The organism is Thermomonospora sp. CIF 1 (assembly GCF_001896795.1).
In the GTDB taxonomy this organism is placed as follows: domain Bacteria; phylum Actinomycetota; class Actinomycetes; order Streptosporangiales; family Streptosporangiaceae; genus Thermomonospora; species Thermomonospora curvata.
This window is the reverse complement of the sequence record NZ_MOYN02000023.1, coordinates 153,829-169,448: the sequence shown is the minus strand read 5'-3', so window position 1 is coordinate 169,448 and position 15,620 is coordinate 153,829. Positions and strand designations below refer to the sequence as shown.

Sequence of the window (15,620 nt, the reverse complement as noted above, 5' to 3'; positions counted from 1 at the left end):
CCGTTCACCGCCCGGGATCGTAGGGGACCACTCGTAGCGACGCCGCGATGTCCTTGATCTCGATCTGAGAGCACGCGGTGGCGACGCGGAGCACGAGGTCGAACGCCTCGTCCTCGGTCAGGCCGGAGGCATGCCCGTTCGCGACCGGCAGGATCTCCGCGGCCGCCCAGGCCGTTCGCTTGTTGCCATCGACGAACGGATGGTTGCAGATGATCGAGTGAAGCGGCGCGGCGGCTTTTTCCTCCAGCGTCGGATATGCCGCGACACCGAACGCGATCGTCTGCGATTTCGGAAGGCCGCACGTGGTCCCGCAACCGGGCGCATCCCGGCTGCGGGACCACGGCGGGGCCGGTCACAGCTCCGGGTACAGCGGGTGCGCCTCGGCCAGGGCGCGGACCCGGGCCGACAGCGCGGGGATGTCGGGGTCGGGCTGCAGGGTCAGCGCGATGATGTCGGCGACCTCGGCGAAGTCGTCGGCGGAAAAGCCCCGGGTGGCCAGGGCGGGGGTGCCGATCCGCAGGCCCGAGGTGACCATCGGCGGGCGCGGGTCGCCCGGCACCGCGTTGCGGTTGACCGTGATGCCCACCGAGTGCAGCAGGTTCTCGGCGTCCCGGCCGGTCAGCTCCGACTCCACCAGGTCCACCAGCACCAGGTGCACGTCCGTGCCGCCGGTGAGCACCTTCACCCCGGCCTTGGCGCAGTCGGCGGCCAGCAGCCGCTCGGCCAGGATCTTGGCGCCCTCCAGGGTGCGGGCCTGCCGCTCGCGGAACTCCTCGGAGGCGGCGATCTTCAGCGCCACCGCCTTGGCCGCGATCACATGCTCCAGCGGGCCGCCCTGCATGCCCGGGAACACCGCCGAGTTGATCTTCTTGGCGTACTGCTCGCGGCACAGGATCAGCCCGCCGCGCGGCCCGCCCAGCGTCTTGTGGGTGGTGGTGGTGACCACGTCGGCGTGCGGCACCGGCGAGGGGTGCAGCCCGGCCGCCACCAGCCCGGCGAAGTGCGCCATGTCCACCATCAGCAGCGCGCCCACCGAGTCGGCGATGCGCCGGAAGGCGGCGAAGTCCAGCTGCCGCGGGTAGGCCGACCAGCCCGCCACGATCATCTTGGGCCGGTGCTCCCGGGCCAGGCGCTCCACCTCGTCCATGTCCACCCGGCCGTCCTCGGTGCGCACGTGGTAGGGGACGAAGTTGAGCGTCTTGCCGGAGTAGTTGAGCCGCATCCCGTGCGTCAGGTGACCGCCGTGCGCCAGGTCCAGGCCCAGCACGGTGTCACCGGGCTCCAGCAGCGCGAAGTACACCGCGGTGTTGGCCTGGGCGCCCGAGTGCGGCTGCACGTTGGCGTGCTCGGCGCCGAACAGCGCCTTGGCCCGGTCGATCGCCAGCTGCTCGGTCACGTCCACGTGCTCGCAGCCGCCGTAGTAGCGCCGCCCGGGGTACCCCTCGGCGTACTTGTTGGTCAGCACCGAGCCCTGCGCCTGGAGCACCGCCACCGGGGCGAAGTTCTCCGAGGCGATCATCTCCAGGGTGGACTGCTGGCGGTGCAGCTCGGCCCGGACGGCCTCGGCGACCTCCGGATCCACCTCCGCCAGCGAGTCGTGCAGGCCGAAGCTCATCAGGACTCCTCGATCAGTTTGGCGTAGGACTCGGCGTCCAGCAGGTCGGTGGGCTCCTCCTCCACCCGGACCTTGAGGATCCAGCCCTCGCCGTAGGGGTCGTCGTTGATCACCTTGGGCTCGTCGATCACCGCCTGGTTGATCGCGGTGATCTCGCCGGTCACCGGGGAGTAGATGTCGCTGACCGACTTGGTCGACTCCACCTCCCCGCAGGGCTCCCCGGCCTCCACCGTCTCGCCCTCGTTGCGGTGCAGCTCCAGATAGACGATCTCACCCAGCGCGTCGGCGGCGTGCGCGGTGATGCCGATGGTCACCACCCCGTCCTCGTTGCCGAGCCCGGCCACCCACTCGTGCTCCTCGCTGTAACGGAGCTGCTCTGGAACGCTCACGATTGCTCTCTCTCCCGGATACGCGCCTTCAGGACGTCTCAGAACGCTTGTAGAACGGCAGATCGACCACGTCGACCCGCTCCCGCCTGCCGCGGACGTCGACGGCCAGCTCGGCCCCGACGGCCCCGCGATCGACGTAGGCCATCGCGATCGGCCTGCCCAGCGTGGGCGACGGCGCGCCGCTGGTCACCACGCCGCACACGGCGCCGTCGTCGGCCCGCACCACCTGGTACCCCTTGCGGGGCGCCCGGCGTCCGCGCGCCACCAACCCCACGAGCCTACGGCCCGCGGGGGTGTCGGCGTAGGCGGCCAGTGCCTTCTTGCCCACGAAATCACCGGGCTTGTCCAGCTTGACCACCCGGCCCAGTCCCGCCTCGTACGGCGTCGTCTCGGCGGTCAGCTCGTTGCCGTACAGCGGCATGCCCGCCTCCAGCCGCAGCGTGTCCCGGGCCGCCAGCCCGGCCGGCAGCACGCCCTCGGCCCCGGCCAGCTCCCGCCACAGCCGGACGGCGTCGCCGGCGGCCACGAACAGCTCGAAACCGTCCTCGCCGGTGTAGCCGGTGCGCGCGATCAGCGCCGGCACGCCGGCGACGGCGCCCTCGGCCCAGGCGTAGTACTTCACCTCCGCCAGCGGGACGTCGGTGAAGCGCGACAGGATCCGCTGCGAGTGCGGCCCCTGCAGCGCGATCAGGGCGTAGTCGTCGGAGCGGTCGGCGACCTCGGCCTGGAAGGAGGCGGCGCGCTCGGTCAGCGCCCGATGCACCGTCGCCACGTTGGCGGCGTTGGCGACCACCAGGAAGCGGTCGTCGGCCAGCCGGTAGACGATCAGGTCGTCCAGCACCCCGCCGTCCGGCGCGCACAGCATGGTGTAGCGGGCCCGGCCGACCTTCACCGTCGACAGCCGGCCGACCAGCGCGTAGTCCAGCGCCTGGGCGGCCTGCGGGCCCTGGACGAAGATCTCCCCCATGTGGGACAGGTCGAACAGGCCGGCCGCGGTGCGCACCGCACGGTGCTCGGCGGTCTCGCCGCCGTACCGCAGCGGCATCAGGAAACCGGCGAAGTCGACGATGGTGGCGCCGAGTTCACGGTGGACGTCATATAGCGGCGTCTTCTTGGCGGTGGTGTTGTCGGCAGACACGGGTCGGCTCCTTGTCACGGTGCGCTGGTCTCATGTTCCCACCCGCACCAGGTGTGGACGGTGCCTCCCCCTCTGTCTCGGCGCCTGAGAGATTCACGCCCCACGGCCCGGGACGCTTTCACCTTCGGCGGGGGACGTGCGTCCCCTCTTTCCAGAGGTCGCCTGTCCCGCGCGGTCCGTGGGCCTGAGAGGTTCCGGGGAGGGGTTGCTCCTTCGGCGTCCCCCGCCGGCTGCGAGGGCACTCTCCCGCACGGGGTCGACGGCTGGGCCTCAGGCTAGCAGCCCGCCCCCATGGGCACGGGAGCGGAGCAGAGCGCGCTTTCCGTCACAGGGCGGTCAGGCGGCGGGCCAGGCCGACTCGACCGCCTCGGCCGGGGTGGCGGCATGCCGCACTCCCGGCACCGGGCCGCCCGCGGCGTCGATCACCCGCCAGCCGCCCAGCGCCACGACCGGGGTGCCGCGCCGCATGGCGTGGGCCAGCTCCGACAGCGTCCCCCACGAACCGCCCACCACGATCACCGCGTCGGCGGAGTTGACGAGCACCGCGTTGCGGGCCTGCCCCAGCCCGGTGGGGACCACCACCGTCAGATCCGGGCAGGCGCCTTGCCGGTCGGCGCCCGACAGCAGACCCACCACCGTGCCGCCGGCCGCGCGCGCCCCGGCGGCGGCCGCCGCCATCACCCCGCCGTAGCCGCCGCACAGCACCACCGCGCCCCGTTCGGCCAGCAGCCGGCCCACCTGGCGGGCCCACCGCTCCTCCCGCGGCGAGCACTCGCCCGGCCCGCACACCGCGATCTGCACCGCCACGCGGGCCAGGGTAGCCGCCGCCGCGCGCGGCGGCGGGCCCGGGCGGGAGCGGCGACGATGGGCGAGCGGCCGATCGAGCGGTAACGTTGCCCCGGACGGCCTCAACCAGCACCGAAGGGCGGTAATGCTGAGCGAGATCGACGATCAGGCACACGGTTCGCCGCAGGAGCCTCCCAGCGACCCGCTCGCCGCGGTGCTCCGCCCCGTCCGGGCCGGCAACGCCTTCGAAGAGACCGTCGAGCGGCTTTTGCAGATCATCAAGCTCGGAGTGGTGGCGCACGGCGAGCGGCTGCCCCCGGAGCGGGAGCTGGCGCCCCGGCTCGGCGTCAGCCGCGTCACCCTCCGGGAGGCGATCCGCGCGCTCCAGCAGGAGGGGTATGTGGAGTCCCGCCGGGGCCGTTCCGGCGGCACCTTCGTGATCTACCGCACGCCCCGTCCGCAGAGCGGGGATCTGGCCCGCGTCGCCGAGGGGCAGGTCGAAAAGCTCACCGACGCCCTCACCTACCGGATGGCGGTCGAGACCGGCGCCGCCCAGCTGCTGGCCGACATGCGGCTGAACGAGACGCAGACGGCCCGGCTGCGGCGGGCGCTGGAGGAGGCCAACAACGCCGACGAGGCCGACTACCGGCGGCTGGACGCCCGCTTCCACCTCACCATCGCCGAGCTGACCGGCTCCACCCTGCTGTCGGCCGCCTGCGCCGACGCCCGGATGCGGGTCACCGACCTGCTGAACGCCATCCCGGTGCTCAAGCGCAACATCGAGCACTCGGCCCAGCAGCACGAGGCCATCGTGGCGGCGATCTTGGAGGGCGACCCGGAGGCGGCCCGGATCGCGGTCGTCGAGCACCTGGAGGGCACCGCCGCCCTGCTGCGCGGTTTCCTCACCTGAGTTCTCCGCGCGGCCTTCCCGGCGGGTTTCCCCACCCCCGTCGCATGCAGGACGGTCGCCGCGGCGCCCATGAGGGCGGCCGGAAGCGGGCATCTCGCCAGGGGGTTCGTCCGTATGACATGACATACGCTTGTCCCCATTGCGGATAACCCGGAGGGCACATGGAATCGCTGATCGTGCTGGGCGGCGCCTTGCTGTTCTTCTTGCTGCTCATGCTGTCGATCGCGCTGCACGAACTGGGGCACTTCAGTTTCGCCAAGCTCTTCGGCGTCCGCACCACCCAGTTCATGGTCGGGTTCGGGCCCACTTTGTGGTCGGTCCGCAAGGGGGAGACCGAGTACGGGATCAAGTGGCTGCCCCTCGGCGGCTACATCCGGATGATCGGCATGCTGCCGCCCCGCAAGGGCGACGTCGTCGGGCCGGACGGGACCATCCGGGTGCGCTCCATGCGCACCGGACCGTTCCAGGGGCTGATCGACTCCGCCCGCGGCGCGGCGCTGGAGGAGGTCGGGCCGGGCGATGAGAACCGGGTCTTCTACGCCAAGAAGTGGTGGCAGAAGCTGCTGATCATGTTCGCCGGGCCGGCCATGAACATCCTGCTGGCGGTGGTGTTCTTCGCCATCTTGATCATGGGGTTCGGGGTGGAGCGGCCGCAGCCGGTGATCAGCTCGGTCTCCAAGTGCGTCATCCCCGCCGCCGAGGCCGGCCGCGAGTGCCGTCCCGACGAGCCGCTGACCCCCGCCGCGCAGGTGGGCCTGCGGCCCGGTGACCGCTTCATCTCCTACGACGGCAAGGAGATCTCCGACTACACCGAGCTGCAGAAGCTGATCCGCGACTCCGGCGGGCGCACCGTGCAGGTCGTCGTGGAGGGCGCCGACGGCGTCCGCCGCACCCTGCAGGTGCCGGTCACCACCAACCGGCTGCGCTCTCTGGACGACCCCGACAAGATCGAGACGGTCGGCTTTTTGGGCATCTCCCCGCTGGTGGAGCGGGAGCGGCTGGGGCCGGGCGCGGTGGCCGCCCACATGGGCGAGATGACCGAGCGCACCGTGGTGGCGCTGGCGCTGCTGCCGCAGCGGATGGTGGACGTGTGGCACGCCGCCTTCGGCGGGCAGGAGCGCGACCCCGAGGGCCCGATCGGGGTGGTGGGCGCCAGCCGGATCGGCGGGGAGATCATCGCCTCCGAGCACCCCACCACCGACAAGATCGCCTGGTTCATCTCGGTGCTGGCCGCGGTCAACTTCGGCGTCGGCGCCTTCAACCTGATCCCGCTGCTGCCGCTGGACGGCGGTCACATCGCCGGTGCCCTCTGGGAGGCGGTCAAGCGCGGTTTCGCCAGGCTGCTGCGCCGTCCCGACCCCGGCTATGTGGACGTCGCCAAGGCCCTGCCGCTCACCTACATGATGGCCTTGGTCATGCTGTTCATGGGCGCCCTGCTCATCTACGCCGACCTGGTCAACCCCATCCACTTCTCCGGCTGAGCCACCGGCCTGGTCAGGGCTGCGGGCTTTGCCTAGCCTTCGGAGGGGAGCAGCAGCGCGGGAGGGGTGAGAGTGGGCCTGCCACGGCCGCCGGGGGGCTTCGACCGGATCTACTCGCCTCCAGAGCCTCCGGATACGGCACACCGGTCGAGGCTGGTGACCCTGCCGGCGGTCGTGGGGGTGGCCGCGGCCGCGGTGGCGGTGGTGTGGTGGCTGCTGCCGCTGGGCGGCGACGAGGAGGGCTCCGCGTCCGGGCCGAGTGGGGGAGCGTCGGCGTCGCGTCCGCCGGCCGCGGCCACCAAGGCGGCGGGCGGCCCGGTCTACACCGCGTTGCCGCCGGCCTGCCGGACGGTGTCGGAGGCGACGGTCGAGCGGCTGGTACCGGGGGCCGAGCGGACCTCCAGCGGCAACAACACCTTCGGCTACTGCGGGTACGGCCCCTCCTCCGGCCGGGGCGCGGAGCGCTGGCTGGAGATCGACAGCCGGCTCTACTCGGCCACCGGCGCGATCACGCCGGTGGACAGCGCCCGCCGGCACTTCGACATCAAGTGGCGGCTGGCCCGCCAGGTCACCGAGGAGCGGACGGTGACGCTGGAGGAGCAGCCCGGGCTGGGGGACCAGGCCTACCGCTGGTTCCGGGTGGACCGGAGCCGGCCGCTGGCCATCGGGGAGGTCGCGGTGCGCAGCGGCAATGTGGTGATAACGGTGCGCTACACCGAGCGGACGGATGGCGGGACCCCCTCGGCCCGGCAGCGGCAAAGGTCTCTGGAGGAGGCCGCCGCGGTGGCCCGGGAAGTGCTGCGGAACCTCCGTTAAGGCATTTGTTCCCGCGGACCGGCGGAACCTGGCATGACACCGATGAAGCGCCTTTAGAATATTGCGGTAAATGCGGGTGTAAGCCCATTCACGGGGGGTATCGTTCGGCATCGGGCACGGGCGGAGGGGAGGCTCGTGCCCGGGAGGAGGAGACACAGAAGGTGGCCGCGCGACCGGGTGGGGTGTCCTGGGTCTGATCCCGGGGCGCCTCGGCAGAGAAAGTACAACACGGCGGCAGGGCCGCCGGTCGGTGCACCGACCGGCGGCCCTCGCTTTATTGCACTTGGTGCCATTGCGCGCCCGTCTTCTCCGGGGCGTTCGGCCCGCTCGCAGACGTCATGCGCCGGATGAGGGCGAGCCTTGTCGTGACATCTCCGGCACGCACGGTGAGAAAGTCATGTCGGGGTCGTGTGAAATGGTGATCGCCGCATATCTCCTGGGGCAGGAGATGAGGATTTTTCAAGATTTTCGAACGGCTTTGCCCTCGCTTATCGTCGTGACGACGAATTACCCAGAGTGAAAAGGGTTTCCGCAGAATCGGGTTCTGCCGGCAGCGGCGTCAGATCCGCCGCCCCGCGCCGGCCCAGTAGGGGTCGCGCAGCTTGCGCTTGAACAGCTTGCCGGTCTCCTCCCGCGGCAGCGACTGCTCGAAGACCACCACTTTGGGCACCTTGTAGCCGGCCATGCCCGCCCGCACGTGCTCGCGCACCCGCTCGGCCGTCAGCCCGGCCGCCGGATCGGCCACGATGTGCGCGGCCAGCGCCTCGCCCATCTCCGCGTCGGGGATGCCGAACACCGCCGCGTCCTGCACGCCCTCCAGCTTCAGCAGATGGGCCTCGATCTCGGCCGGGTAGATGTTGACCCCGCCGGAGATCACCATGTCGCCGGCCCGGTCGCACAGGAACAGGTAACCGTCCTCGGTCAGGTACCCCATGTCGCCGACCGTCAGGTACCCGTCGCGCTCGATGCCGCGCCGCTTGGCGTCATCGCCGATGTAGGTGAAGTCGGGCCAGAACGACGGCGGCTTGAGGTAGACCTCGCCCACCTGCCCGGCGGGCAGCTCCCTGCCCTCGGAGTCCAGGATCTTCACGTCGCAGTCCCACACGGCGCGGCCCACGGTGCCGGGGTGGGCCAGCCACTGCTGCGAGTCGCTGGCGGTGATGATGCCGGTCTCGGTGCCGCCGTAGTACTCGCGCAGGATCGGCCCCCACCAGTCGATCATGGCCTGCTTGACGTCCACCGGGCACGGCGCGGCGGCGTGCACCACCGCCTTCAGCGACGACAGGTCATAGCTCTTGCGCACCTTCTCCGGCAGCCGCAGCAGGCGGATGAACATGGTCGGCACCATCTGGATGTGCTCGATGCGGTTGCGCTCGATGGTGCGCAGCAGGCCCTCGGGGTCGAACTTCGGCATGATCGTCAGATCGATGCCCAGCCTGCTCGCCAGCAGCGCGTGCACGTTCGGGGCGCTGTGGTACAGCGGCGCGGGGACCAGCGTGCGCATCTCGGGCGACAGCCCGAAGACCTCCAAGATCCCCATGGCCATCTTGACCGTGTCCTCGGGGGAGTGCGGCTTGCGGCGGACCCCCTTGGGCCTGCCGGTGGTGCCGGAGGTGTAGATGACGCTCGGCGGCGCCTGGGCGGCCGGCTCCCGCCAGGGCTCGTTGGACTCGATCAGCGCCTCCAGCGTCGGATGGCGCCGGGTCACCCCGTTGGGCGGCAGCCCGTAGGCGGCGGTCACCTCGTCGGGCACCCGCACCTCGACCAGCCCGACGTCCTCCGGCAGCACCTCCTCCACCTTCGGCACCAGATCGGTGTGCGCGAACACCACCTTGGCGCCGCTGTCGCCGAACAGGTGCGCCAGCTCTTCGCCCCGCCAGTGCCAGTTGACCGGGACGGGCAGCGCCCCCAGCAGTTGCGCGGCCTCGGTGACCTCCAGGAAGGCCGGCTCGTTGCGGAGCATGACGGCGACCCGGTCGCCCGAGCCCACGCCGAGATCCGCCAGCCCCGTGGCGATCCGCGCCGCGCGGGCCCGCAGCTCCTCATAGGCCCGCTTGCGCTCGCCGAAACGTACGCCCGTCGTCATGCCGTGACCCCTGCCGTTGTGTGTGCCCGCCCGACCGATCGGTCGGTGTCCGGCCTTCAAGGTCACCGCTATAAGACTGACAGTCAAGAGCCTTTCGTCCCGGTACGTGTACCTTGGCCCCGTGCTGGAGTGTCAGGTGTGGTGGGCGAGGCTGACCGATGTGCGGCCTTGGCACACCGAGCTGCTCAACGAGGTCGAACGGGGCCGCCGCGAGCGTTACCTGCGCCCGGACGACCGGGACCGGTTCACCCTGGGAGCGGCCGTCACCCGGCTGGCGGCCGGGGAGCTGCTGGGCGTGCCGCCCGAGCGGGTGCCGCTGGACCGCACCTGCTCGGGGTGCGGCGCCCCCCACGGACGTCCGGTGATCGAGGGCGGGCCCCACCTGTCGGTGTCGCACTCGGGGGAGCGGGTGGTGGTCGCCCTCAGCGGCGGCGGCCCGGTCGGCGTGGACGTCGAGGAGCTGTCGGACCGGCTGACCGACGAGATCGCCGCCCAGGTGCTCGACCCCGAGGAGGCCGCCGACCTGCGCGGGCTGGGGCCGCAGGCCCGCCGCCGCGGCCTGCTGGAGTACTGGACCCGCAAGGAGGCGGTGGTGAAGGCCACCGGCGACGGGCTGCGCGTGCCGCTGGCCGACCTTCGGGTGTCGGCTCCCGACGAGCACCCCCGCCTGCGGGACTGGCAGGGCCGTGCCGGCATGGCCTCCCGGATCACCATGCACGCCCTGGAACCGGGGCCCGGCTATGCCGCCTGCCTGGCCCTCATCGACCAGCCGGACGCCCGCGTCCATGAGCGGGACGCCGCCTCACTGCTGGCCTGAGCCCGTTTGGGGGTCACCGGACCCGGGGCGTGGGCATGGGGACCCGGGCCAGCAGGCGCAGGGCGCGCGGGGACAGCCGGGACAGGCCGCGCAGCAGGTGGCCTTCGAAGTTGACCGGCACCACCGCCTTGTTCTTGACGATCGCCTCGACGATGCGCTCGGCGACCTTCTCCGGCGGGTAGCGCCGCAGGCGCAGGCCGCGCCGCCCCAGCTCGCGCAGGCGCTCGGCCTGCGGGGCGGACACCCCGACGATGGTGGCGTTGTCGATGATCGAGGTCTCGGCGAAGCCGGGGCAGACGGCGGTGACCCCGATGCGCGCCCCGGCCAGCTCGGCGCGCAGGCACTCGCTGAGCATCAGCACCGCGGCCTTGGTGGTGCAGTAGGCCGGCATGGCCCGGCTGGGCGCATAGGCGGCGGCCGAGGCGATGTTGACGATGTGGCCGCCCTTGTCGGGCGTGACCGGCAGCGCCCGGACGCGCTCTGCCATCTGCGCCCCGAACAGCCGGGAGCCGTGGATCACCCCCCACAGGTTGACCCCGAGGATCCGCTCCCAGTCGGCCACGCCGGTCTCCAGGAACGGGCCGCTGATCGCGATGCCGGCGTTGTTGACCACGATGTCGGGCACCCGGTGACCGGCCCGCACGTCGGCGGCGAACTTCTCCATCGCCGCCGCGTCCGCCACGTCCACCCGGTAGGCGGTGGCCGCCGGGCCTTGCGCGCCGGCCAGCGCGGCGGTGCGCTCGGCGGCCTCGCCGTCGATGTCGGCGGCGATCACGGTGGCGCCGCGCCCGGCCAGCGCCAGCGCGGTGGCCCGGCCGATGCCGCTGCCGGCTCCGGTGACCACGGCCAGCGCACCGTCGAACGGGGCTACGGGCATGGCGACCTCCGGGTGCGGTGTCTTTCAGTCCGCGGGGCTTTCCGATCTTGGCACGCCGGGGACGGCCGTGGGGAGGGAGGCGTGCTCCGGCAGGTGGTGCTTCATGGCGTTCCAGGTGAAGTCGGCCATGTAGGCGGCGGCGTCGCGGGCGGTCACCTGCGGGTGGCGCAGCCGCCACACCGCCAGCCGCTCGCAGGCGCCGATGATGATCTCGGTGTAGGCGTCCACCGCCTGCGGCGGCATGTTCGGCGCCAGCGCGGCGATGATCGGCGCGATCAGCCCGCTCTGCTGGCGGCGGGCCTGTTCCAGGGCCTCCCCGGTGGCCGGCGGGCCGACCATCGGCTCCTGCAGCAGCATCGCGAACGAGTGGCTGTGGGAGTCCATGAACTCGAAATAGGCGAGCATGCCGCGCCAGACCATCTCCTGCGGGGTGTCCGCCTCGGCCATGGCCCGGCTGGTCACCTCATACAGCTCGGCCTTGGCGCGGTCGATCGCCGCCATCAGCAGGCCGTCCTTGGAGCCGAAGTACTCATACAGCATCGGCTTGGACACGCCGCAGCGCTCGGCGATCTCGTCCATGGAGGCGGCGCGGTAGCCGCGTTCGGCGAAAACCTGCTCGGCCACGTCGAGCATCTGACGCTTGCGCTCGGCCCGCGACATCCGTCGCCGGGTCCGGGACGTGGCACCACTCACGGCGAAACCCTATCCGATCCGGCCCTACCGCCAGTAATCTACTGGTGGTAACTTACTCCGAGTAGGTTATCGGGAAGGGCGGGCAGTATGAGCGAAAACCCCTCGGTCGTCATCGTCGGCTCCGGATTCGCCGGCCTGGGCATGGCGATCCAGCTGATCAAGGCCGGGTTCCACGACTTTGTGATCTTGGAGAAGGACAAGGAGCTGGGCGGCACCTGGCGCGACAACACCTACCCCGGCTGCGCCTGTGACGTGCCCTCGCACATGTACTCCTACTCCTTTGAACTCAACCCGCGCTGGTCGCGGCTGTTCGCGCCGCAGCAGGAGATCTGGGACTACATGCGGGATGTGGCCGCCAAGTACGGCCTGGAGAAGTACCTGCGCTATGACAGCCGGGTCGACGCCCTGGAGTATGACGACCAGGCCCGCCGCTGGGACGTGATCGTCGCCGACGGCCGCCGCTACCGGCCCCGGGCGGTGATCTACGGCATCGGCGCGCTGCACGTGCCCTCCTACCCCGACCTGCCCGGTCTGCCGAAGTTCCAGGGCAAGACCTTCCACTCCGCCGAGTGGGACCACGACTACGACCTGACCGGCAAGCGGGTGGCGGTGATCGGCACCGGCGCCTCGGCGATCCAGTTCGTCCCCCAGGTCGCCAAGAAGGCCTCTCAGCTGTACGTCTTCCAGCGCACCGCCCCGTGGATCCAGCCCAAGCCCGACGTGGCCATCCCCAAGTCGGCCCAGTGGCTCTTTGAGCACGTGCCCGGCACCGCCCGCGTCTTCCGCGACGCCCTCTTTTGGATCCTGGAGGGACGCGCCCTGGGGTTCGCCCTCGACCCCCGCCTGATGGCACCGCTGGAGCACAGCGCCCGCTCCCACCTCAAGCGGCAGATCCCCGACCCCGAGCTGCGCCGCAAGCTCACCCCGAACTACCGGATCGGCTGCAAGCGCATCCTGCTGTCCAACGACTACTACCCGACCTTCAACCTGCCCCACGTGGAGCTGGTGACCGAGGGCATCGGCGAGGTCACCGAGAACGCCATCGTCACCGGCGACGGCCGGGAGCTGGAGGTGGACTGCATCATCTACGGCACCGGCTTCAAGGTCGTCGAGACGCTGGCCTCCCAGCACATCGTGGGCCGGAACGGGCTGAAGATCCAGGAGGCCTGGGCCGACGGCGCCGAGGCCTACCACGGGGTCACCATCCCCGGCTTCCCCAACTTCTTCATGCTCATGGGCCCCAACACCGGGCTGGGCCACCACTCGATGATCTTCATGATGGAGGCCCAGTTCCAGCACATCCTGGGCTGCCTGCGGCTGATCCAGCGCCAGGGCGGGGACACCATCGAGGTCACCCGCCGGGCGCTGCGCCGCTACAACGACCGGATGCACCGGCGGCTGCGCAAGGGCGTGTGGAACGAGGGCGGCTGCCAGAGCTGGTACCTGGACGAGAACGGCGTCAACCGCACCCTGTGGCCGGGCTTCGCCTTCGAGTACTGGGCGGGCACCCGCCGGGTCAAGGCCTCTGACTACGTGGTGAGCTGACCCATCGTGCCCGGGGACCGCGACGGGTCCCCGGGCACGGACGGCATGGGCGTGCAGAAAGCCCCGTGCGTTCCCTCAGTCGTCTTCCTTCGCCGCCACGAACAACGGCGTGATGCCGGCGATGAGCCGGCGGATGATCGGACGCTGCTGCTCGGGGGTGCGGCCGCGCATGTCCAGCACCGGGTCCAGCCCGTCGTAATAGGGCGCCAGCGCCAGGAACGGCAGCGTCATCAGCAGCAGCGAGGCCAGGATGTCCAGGTCGGCGTCCGGGCGGATGTCGCCGCGCTCCTTCCACAGCTCCAGCACCGGGTGGATGACCTGCAGGTAATGCTGGTTGGCGGTGTCGCGCACCACCGCCCGCACATTGTTGTCCAGCTCGAAGTTGGTGGCCGCGGTGACTCCCCGCTCCAGGGGATGGTCGGCCATGTACTCGGTCCACTCGCAAAAGGCGTCGAACAGCCACTCGTCGACGGGCTGGTCGAGGTCGATCGCGGCGATCCGGCGCTCCATCTCCTCCCGGATCCGCCGGGAGGTCTCGTCGCAGACGTAGGCGAAGAACTCCAGCTTGTCGGTGAAGTACTGAAACAGGGAGCCCTTGGCGATGCCCGCCTCACGGGCGATGGTGTTGAGGCTGCCGGTCGAGTAGCCGTTCTCCCCGAATTCCCGCATGGCCGCGTGCAGCACCCGATTGCGCTTGGCGACGTCCAGCCGGAACCAGGTGGAGGTGGGCATTGACAGTTCGCTTTCCGTCAGAGCGTTATGGCCTGGCGGTTAGGTTAGCGGGTTCCGGCCGGACGGCGCGTATGCGCGTCTTTACGAAGCGGCAGGTGGATTCCGGTCGGTGAGGCCTATTCCGGCCACTGCTTCCGGCCGCCGCCCGGCCGGTCAGTCGGCCGACCCGCCGGCCAGCCGGATGAGGATCCGGCACACCTCCTCGACGATCTCGTTGGCCGCCTCCTCGCTCTCGGCCGTCGCGATCTCCCGACCGGCCTCCCCGATCACGGTGGTCAGCACCAGGCTGAGCACCTGGCGGCGGCGTCCGCCCCGCTCTTCGCCATCGCCGTTGAGGCCGCGCAGCAGCTTGGTGTTCTGCGCCACCCACTGCCGGGCCCGGCTGCGGCGCATCAGCGCAAACCCCGACGGCCCCTCGCCCTCGTGGAACAGGTGCGCCACGTCCCGCTGCTCCCAGCACACCCGCAGATAGGCGCGGGCCCCGGCGATGAAGAGCGCTATCGGGTCCTTCTCACCGCGCTTACGGGCCTGGGCGACCGCGCGCGTGGCCCCCTCCTCCTGTGCGCGGTTGTAGTGCTCCCACAGCGCCATGAAGAGGCCGGCCTTGCCGCCGTAGTGGTGGTAGAGGCTGCCGACGCTGATCCCGGACCGCTCGACGATCTCGGCGATCCCGGCGTCGTGGTAGCCGCGGTCGGCGAAGACCTCCTGAGCGGCCTGGAGCAGAGCCTGCCGGGTGGCGTCGGCCCGTGCCCACTGCCGTCCGCTGCCTCCTTCATGGCCGTTGGTCCCCATGACCTCATGGTCTCACCGCCTCCCGGTGGCACGTCCGGGGACCTGAGCGGGCGGGGGCGCCCGGCCGGAGACCTCGGCTCAGTACCAGTGGTTGGCCTGCCAGAACTGCCAGGCCTTGCAGGGGTTGCCGTAGCGGGCCTTGATGTAGCCGAGCCCCCAGGCGATCTGGGTGGGGGAGCTGGTGCGCCAGTCGGCACCCGCCGAGGCGAGCTTCTCGGCGGGCAGCGCCTGCGGGATGCCGTAGGCGCCGCTATAGGGGTTGCGCGCCCGCTCGTTCCAGTTGCTCTCGCGCTCCCAGAGGTTCTCCAGCGACGGCCAGCACTCCTCCCAGCCCTTCAGCTTGTTCATCAGCTTGCCGTAGGCCTTGTTCTGGGCGGCGGAGGGGTTGATGGCGCGCAGCTTCTCGGCCTGCTTGGCCGCCTCGATCTTGTCGCGGTTCTTGCGGTACCACTCGGCGCGCTCGCGGGCCTTGCGCTCTTCCTCCAGTTGCTGCAAGTGGGCGCGGCGCTTGGCCTGGGCGATGGCGTCGGCGGCGACCGCGTCCATGTCCGTGCGGGTCAGCAGCGCCACCAGCTCGTTGGTGGACAGGTCGAGCTCGGCCGCCAGCGCCGGCGGCTTGGGTTCGGAGGGATTGAGGGAGGTGATGTTGAGCGCGACCGCCAGCAGCCCGGCGATGGCCGCCAGCGTGATGGTGACGTTGCTGGTGAGGACGCGCCGGACCAGCCGCAGCCGCCGGCGTTTGCGGCGCCGGCCGGACCGTCCGGCCGGAGGAAGCGGGGGATGCGGCGGGCGCGGCGGACGGTGCGCCGCCCCGGGCCGGGGTGCGGGCCGCCGCGGCGGATCGGGAATTCGGCCTGGACTATGTCGCATGGGGATGGACCGCCCTGCCTTTGACCGGTGGACTGCTCGCCGTTTAACGATACGCATTGTGACGTGTGCTCGG

The 15,620-nt window shown here is 71.1% G+C and carries 15 protein-coding genes, 1 pseudogene and 2 riboswitches; of the genes and pseudogenes, 5 read left to right on the top strand and 11 right to left on the bottom strand.

The features are described 5' to 3' along the window. Window positions 1–4: 4 nt before the first annotated feature. From BUE48_RS19125 to BUE48_RS19105, 5 genes and pseudogenes are all read right to left on the bottom strand, one after another. Window positions 5–301: pseudogene (locus BUE48_RS19125) on the bottom strand (type II toxin-antitoxin system death-on-curing family toxin); the annotation flags it as partial. Between the two features lie 51 nt (window positions 302–352). Continuing rightward, complete coding sequence (glyA, locus tag BUE48_RS19120) at window positions 353–1,615, bottom strand: serine hydroxymethyltransferase (RefSeq protein ID WP_012854161.1); 1,263 nt, start codon at window positions 1,613–1,615, stop codon at window positions 353–355. Next, window positions 1,615–2,004 (bottom strand): glycine cleavage system protein GcvH, encoded by a 390-nt coding sequence (gene gcvH / locus BUE48_RS19115; protein WP_012854160.1) that lies wholly within the window; start codon window positions 2,002–2,004, stop codon window positions 1,615–1,617. The genes glyA and gcvH overlap by 1 nt, the downstream gene beginning before the upstream one ends. A 28-nt stretch (window positions 2,005–2,032) precedes the next feature. Next, a complete protein-coding gene (gene gcvT, locus BUE48_RS19110; protein WP_012854159.1) occupies window positions 2,033–3,142 on the bottom strand; it encodes a glycine cleavage system aminomethyltransferase GcvT in 1,110 nt (369 codons plus the stop codon). A 69-nt stretch (window positions 3,143–3,211) separates the two neighbouring features. Then, window positions 3,212–3,300, bottom strand: a riboswitch (glycine riboswitch). A gap of 4 nt (window positions 3,301–3,304) precedes the next feature. Next, window positions 3,305–3,401: riboswitch (glycine riboswitch) on the bottom strand. Window positions 3,402–3,478: 77 nt separating this feature from the next. Beyond that, window positions 3,479–3,949, bottom strand: a complete 471-nt coding sequence (locus BUE48_RS19105; RefSeq protein ID WP_012854158.1) for a TIGR00725 family protein — start codon at window positions 3,947–3,949, stop codon at window positions 3,479–3,481. A gap of 124 nt (window positions 3,950–4,073) precedes the next feature. On the opposite strand from BUE48_RS19105, the gene BUE48_RS19100 reads away from it, so the two are divergent. The 3 genes from BUE48_RS19100 to BUE48_RS19090 all read left to right on the top strand — a co-directional run bounded on the left by BUE48_RS19100 (window position 4,074) and on the right by BUE48_RS19090 (window position 7,135). Beyond that, window positions 4,074–4,838 (top strand): FadR/GntR family transcriptional regulator, encoded by a 765-nt coding sequence (locus tag BUE48_RS19100; protein ID WP_012854157.1) that lies wholly within the window; start codon window positions 4,074–4,076, stop codon window positions 4,836–4,838. 161 nt (window positions 4,839–4,999) lie between these two features. Next, window positions 5,000–6,319, top strand: coding sequence for a M50 family metallopeptidase (locus BUE48_RS19095; protein ID WP_012854156.1), 1,320 nt, complete (start codon window positions 5,000–5,002; stop codon window positions 6,317–6,319). A 156-nt stretch (window positions 6,320–6,475) separates the two neighbouring features. After that, window positions 6,476–7,135, top strand: a complete 660-nt coding sequence (locus BUE48_RS19090) for a hypothetical protein (RefSeq protein WP_286990673.1) — start codon at window positions 6,476–6,478, stop codon at window positions 7,133–7,135. Between the two features lie 559 nt (window positions 7,136–7,694). Here the strand turns inward: BUE48_RS19090 and BUE48_RS19085 are convergent. Continuing rightward, on the bottom strand, window positions 7,695–9,221 hold the full coding sequence (locus BUE48_RS19085; RefSeq protein ID WP_012854153.1) for an AMP-binding protein: 1,527 nt from the start codon (window positions 9,219–9,221) through the stop codon (window positions 7,695–7,697). A 121-nt stretch (window positions 9,222–9,342) separates the two neighbouring features. Between BUE48_RS19085 and BUE48_RS19080 the strand changes: the two genes are divergently transcribed. Then, the gene (locus BUE48_RS19080; RefSeq protein WP_148233061.1) at window positions 9,343–10,038 is read left to right on the top strand and encodes a 4'-phosphopantetheinyl transferase family protein; all 696 of its coding nucleotides are present in this window, start codon (window positions 9,343–9,345) and stop codon (window positions 10,036–10,038) included. Between the two features lie 13 nt (window positions 10,039–10,051). Here BUE48_RS19080 and BUE48_RS19075 read toward each other — a convergent pair whose 3' ends face one another. Continuing rightward, window positions 10,052–10,915, bottom strand: coding sequence for an SDR family NAD(P)-dependent oxidoreductase (locus tag BUE48_RS19075; RefSeq protein ID WP_052305555.1), 864 nt, complete (start codon window positions 10,913–10,915; stop codon window positions 10,052–10,054). A gap of 24 nt (window positions 10,916–10,939) precedes the next feature. Further along, on the bottom strand, window positions 10,940–11,608 hold the full coding sequence (locus BUE48_RS19070) for a TetR/AcrR family transcriptional regulator (protein WP_245536899.1): 669 nt from the start codon (window positions 11,606–11,608) through the stop codon (window positions 10,940–10,942). Window positions 11,609–11,695: 87 nt separating this feature from the next. On the opposite strand from BUE48_RS19070, the gene BUE48_RS19065 reads away from it, so the two are divergent. Then, window positions 11,696–13,153 (top strand): flavin-containing monooxygenase, encoded by a 1,458-nt coding sequence (locus BUE48_RS19065; RefSeq protein WP_012854150.1) that lies wholly within the window; start codon window positions 11,696–11,698, stop codon window positions 13,151–13,153. Between the two features lie 75 nt (window positions 13,154–13,228). Here BUE48_RS19065 and BUE48_RS19060 read toward each other — a convergent pair whose 3' ends face one another. From BUE48_RS19060 to BUE48_RS19050, 3 genes are all read right to left on the bottom strand, one after another. Continuing rightward, on the bottom strand, window positions 13,229–13,885 hold the full coding sequence (locus tag BUE48_RS19060) for a TetR/AcrR family transcriptional regulator (RefSeq protein WP_012854149.1): 657 nt from the start codon (window positions 13,883–13,885) through the stop codon (window positions 13,229–13,231). 153 nt (window positions 13,886–14,038) lie between these two features. Continuing rightward, complete coding sequence (locus tag BUE48_RS19055; RefSeq protein ID WP_012854148.1) at window positions 14,039–14,677, bottom strand: TetR/AcrR family transcriptional regulator; 639 nt, start codon at window positions 14,675–14,677, stop codon at window positions 14,039–14,041. 78 nt (window positions 14,678–14,755) lie between these two features. Then, window positions 14,756–15,547 (bottom strand): aggregation-promoting factor C-terminal-like domain-containing protein, encoded by a 792-nt coding sequence (locus tag BUE48_RS19050; protein WP_012854147.1) that lies wholly within the window; start codon window positions 15,545–15,547, stop codon window positions 14,756–14,758. Window positions 15,548–15,620: the final 73 nt, after the last annotated feature.

Coding starts and splice junctions, on each gene's coding strand:
- BUE48_RS19065 (WP_012854150.1), top strand. CDS start 11,696: ATGAGCGAAAACCCCTCGGTCGTCATCGTCGGCTCCGGATTCGCCGGC.
- BUE48_RS19050 (WP_012854147.1), bottom strand. CDS start 15,547: ATGCGACATAGTCCAGGCCGAATTCCCGATCCGCCGCGGCGGCCCGCA.
- BUE48_RS19060 (WP_012854149.1), bottom strand. CDS start 13,885: ATGCCCACCTCCACCTGGTTCCGGCTGGACGTCGCCAAGCGCAATCGG.
- BUE48_RS19085 (WP_012854153.1), bottom strand. CDS start 9,221: ATGACGACGGGCGTACGTTTCGGCGAGCGCAAGCGGGCCTATGAGGAG.
- glyA (WP_012854161.1), bottom strand. CDS start 1,615: ATGAGCTTCGGCCTGCACGACTCGCTGGCGGAGGTGGATCCGGAGGTC.
- BUE48_RS19055 (WP_012854148.1), bottom strand. CDS start 14,677: ATGGGGACCAACGGCCATGAAGGAGGCAGCGGACGGCAGTGGGCACGG.
- BUE48_RS19075 (WP_052305555.1), bottom strand. CDS start 10,915: ATGCCCGTAGCCCCGTTCGACGGTGCGCTGGCCGTGGTCACCGGAGCC.
- BUE48_RS19100 (WP_012854157.1), top strand. CDS start 4,074: ATGCTGAGCGAGATCGACGATCAGGCACACGGTTCGCCGCAGGAGCCT.
- BUE48_RS19095 (WP_012854156.1), top strand. CDS start 5,000: ATGGAATCGCTGATCGTGCTGGGCGGCGCCTTGCTGTTCTTCTTGCTG.